General features: G+C 33.5%; 4 protein-coding genes. All 4 read left to right on the forward strand.

Going from position 1 to position 2048, the window contains the following annotated elements; all coding sequences use genetic code 11:
* A partial coding sequence (locus HOG88_RS05055) for a GDP-mannose 4,6-dehydratase (protein ID WP_295003866.1) occupies positions 1 to 441 on the forward strand: 441 nt, incomplete at its 5' end.
* A gap of 227 nt (positions 442 to 668) precedes the next feature.
* The gene (locus HOG88_RS05060; protein ID WP_295003868.1) at positions 669 to 995 is read left to right on the forward strand and encodes a MarR family EPS-associated transcriptional regulator; all 327 of its coding nucleotides are present in this window, start codon (positions 669 to 671) and stop codon (positions 993 to 995) included.
* Positions 988 to 1305: a DUF4160 domain-containing protein gene (locus HOG88_RS05065; RefSeq protein WP_295003870.1), complete on the forward strand. Its 318-nt coding sequence runs from the start codon at positions 988 to 990 to the stop codon at positions 1303 to 1305. Before HOG88_RS05060 ends, HOG88_RS05065 begins: the two co-directional genes overlap by 8 nt.
* 78 nt (positions 1306 to 1383) lie before the next feature.
* Positions 1384 to 2048 (forward strand): class II glutamine amidotransferase (locus HOG88_RS05070; protein ID WP_295003872.1); only part of this gene is annotated, 665 nt, incomplete at its 3' end.

Here is a 2048-nt window from a genome sequence, read left to right on the forward strand (position 1 = left end):
CCTAAACAACATGATGAGAAACTTATACCTATTATTATTAGAAAAGCATTAGCAGGAGAAAACATTCCTATCTATGGCGATGGTAAGAACATTAGAGACTGGTTATATGTACTTGACCACTGTAAAGGTATAGACTTGGTTTACCATACAGGCAAGGAAGCTAATGTTTATAACATTGGTGGAAGAAACGAGAGAACTAATCTTCAGATAGTTGATGCTATATGTACTATACTTGATGAAAAAGTTCCATCAAAAAACACAATCAATAAAGACAGTTATAAAGACCTTATCACTTTCGTAGAAGATAGAGCAGGACATGATAGACGTTATGCTATTAATGCAACAAAACTTGAGACAGAGCTTGGCTGGAAAGCGAACGAGAACTTTGATAGTGGGATTGTTAAGAGTGTTGAATGGTATTTGGGGAAGTATAAAGTTTAAAACGAAATATGTAAAATTATTGATATTATTTATCTTTCATGAATTACAGCATTTCTGGCTTTAAACCCTAAACCCCAAGTTTACGGTATTTAGTCTCAAAAATCCCAAGTAAAACAAAAACAAAAATCGCTATTTTTTCTTCAAAACTTAAACACTTTAAAGCAAGTTCAAAGCTTGAATCTACTATAATTCCGCTACAAATTTTTATTAACATTAGGAAACAAGATTTGAACCACGAAGAGCTAGAACTACTTATGTTAAAACATGCTGAAAACATCTCATCACAAAAGTCATTGGCAAAAGAGATAGGGTTTAGTGTGGGGAAAATAAACTATGTTCTTAATGCTCTTATAGACAAAGGTCTCATAAAATCTGAAAACTTCATGACTTCTGATAATAAAAGAAAATACACTTACCTTTTAACAGATAAAGGCATTAAAGAGAAGATGACTCTTACAAAAAAGTTCATAGTAAGAAAAAAAGCTGAGTATGAAGAACTTCAACTTGAACTCGAAGCTGATAAAGTTAAATGGGGGGGCAAGTTAAATGAGTAAGACTTCTCATAATAATCCAACTGTTAAAGAACTAATTAAAAAACTTTCTGATTTGCCACAGGATATGCCCTTGGTGACAGATGGTTACGAAGATGGCTTAGATACATCAGAAATGATGGAAGGCGATTTACCAAATAAACAACAAAGACTTGTTCAAGCTTGGATGGAGATTCATAAAAATATATTTCAACCTTTAAAAGAAAAAAGTTTCTTCGAAAGTGCTAAAGTACAGTTTGGTACAGTTGCTTGGTCTGATGAAATTGACATATCTCCCGAAACATTATACATAGATGCAAAAGAGGTAAACTAAAATGATCAAACTAACAGATGCACTTTTAACTTATAAACTTGAAGCTACTAACTATTTTTATAGAAAGATGAACTAGATATGTGCGGAATAGTAGGATACATAGGAAAAAAAGATATTAACACTATTTTGCTAAATGGTTTGAAAGAGCTAGAGTATAGAGGTTATGATAGTGCAGGTATAGCCATACTTGAAAATGATAATTTAGAAGTTTATAAAGCTCTAGGAAAGATAAAGAACTTAGAAGAAAAAATAGCATCATCAAGTAAAACATTCAGTAGTACTGAAGCAATGCATAGTAAAGCAGGTATAGGCCATACAAGATGGGCGACACATGGAAAACCTACAGAAATAAATGCTCATCCCCATATGGGTGAATACTCTTACGTAGTACATAACGGTATCATAGAGAACTACAAAGAACTCAAAGCTGAGTTGGAGAGAGCTGGACATAAGTTTTTGTCTCAAACCGACACAGAAGTGATAGTTCACCTTTTTGAATACTATAACAACAAGCTCCAAGACACAAAATCTGCGTTTAAGAACACTATAAAAAGACTCGAAGGTGCTTACTCCATACTCCTCATCACAAAAGAGGAAAGTAAAAAGATATTTTTCTTCAAACATGGAAGTCCTTTGATCATCGCTAAAGGGGATGAAGAGATTTTATTTTCTTCATCAGACGCTCCTTTGATAGGGCTAGTTTCTCAAGTGGTTTATCTCGAAGACGGAGTTGGTGGGATAGC

This window comes from Sulfurimonas sp. (genome assembly GCF_018698455.1).
In the GTDB taxonomy this organism is placed as follows: Bacteria; Campylobacterota; Campylobacteria; order Campylobacterales; family Sulfurimonadaceae; genus Sulfurimonas.